The sequence below is a fragment of the Evansella halocellulosilytica genome (assembly GCF_002335745.1).
Lineage (GTDB): Bacteria > Bacillota > Bacilli > Bacillales > Salisediminibacteriaceae > Bacillus_CA > Bacillus_CA halocellulosilytica.
Map to the genome: position 1 here is coordinate 1 of NZ_NIST01000002.1, position 1,382 is coordinate 1,382.

The 1,382-nt window shown below is 39.5% G+C and carries 1 protein-coding gene; it reads left to right on the forward strand.

Going from position 1 to position 1,382, the window contains the following annotated elements; translation table 11 throughout:
* Nucleotides 1–114: 114 nt before the first annotated feature.
* Entirely contained in the window at nucleotides 115–1,335 is a 1,221-nt protein-coding gene (locus CD001_RS25825; protein ID WP_096189845.1) for an ISL3 family transposase, read from the forward strand.
* Nucleotides 1,336–1,382 lie beyond the last annotated feature (47 nt).

The following is a 1,382-nucleotide window of genomic DNA, read 5'->3' on the forward strand; positions in this document are numbered from 1 at the left end:
ATGGCTCTAAAATATATGTTGGGGTTTTCAAACATTTAAGCATAAAAAAACACGCAATCTCCAAAATCCTTTAAACTTGAGTTGTCGAAAAACAAGAACAAGGATAGGAGTTGCGTGCATATGCATTTTATCATGAATTTCCCTGGCTTAGAAGATATGATTGTAACAAAATCGGAAGTAGTTGAAGGAGCTCTCCATCTCCACGTGGAGATGGAAAGAAAACGCCACCGTTGCCCTGCCTGCAGTGAAGTGACAAGGCGTGTTCATGATTATCGAACTCAGAAGATTCAACACTTGAAAGTGTTTGAAAGAAATAGCTTTTTGTTCTATAGAAAACGGCGCTATGTATGTTCCTGTGGAAAGAAATTTCCTGAGAAGACACGTGTAGTTGAACGGTATCAGCGTCATTCTATGGAATGGAATCAGGCGCTGGGGCTTCGTATCATTCAAGCGAAGAACTTCAAGGATACAGCTCGACAGTTCCACACGTCACCAACAACTGTTATGAGACGGTTTGATCAGATTTCAACTCCGATGTTTAAAGAGGTAGAAGAACTTCCACAGGTAATCGCTATAGATGAGTACAAAGGGGATACAAACAAAGGTAAATACCAAGTGATCATAGCGAATGGGGAGACCGGTGAACCATTAGATATTCTACCGGATCGTTCGGTTAAGACTGTAAAAGATTATTTACTAAGAAAAGGCAGCCGGGTAAAGATGGTCGTTATGGATATGAGTTACTCATTTAAGTCCGCTGTTAAAAAGGCACTTGGTAGCCCTGTTATTATCGCAGATCGCTTTCATTTTTGTCGCTATATTTTTTGGGCGTTAGATCGTGTTAGAAGAAGAGTTCAAAAAGACTTTCATGACTACGACCGTAAGAAGTGTAAGAGAATGAAGCATGTGTTTAATAAAAAATTCGAAGAATTGACTGAAAGACAACATTGGTACTTAGAGAGATATTTGAACCTTTCCAGTGAGTTGAGAGATGCTTATAAGTTAAAAGAAGCCTTCAGATTATGGTTTGAAGAAGCGAAGCAAGCTGGCTCAAAAGAGGGACTAAGCGTGAAGCGAGGGCTACATAACTTTTATAAGCTAGTAGATGAGTCAGGAATGAAGGAGTTCACGAAAGCGATACAAACATTAAAAAACTGGGAAACAGAGATTATTAACAGTTTTACTTTCGGATTTACCAACGGCCCAATAGAAGGGCTGAACAACCAAACGAAAGTAATTAAGCGCAATGCATTTGGTTTTAAACGTTATGATCGTTTGCGAATGCGAGTACTATTACATCACCAATTAAAAGGAAAAACAATTCAAGTTGGATAAAGGGGAGGGAGATCGAGGCTCCCACCCCAACATTTGACTTAGAACCT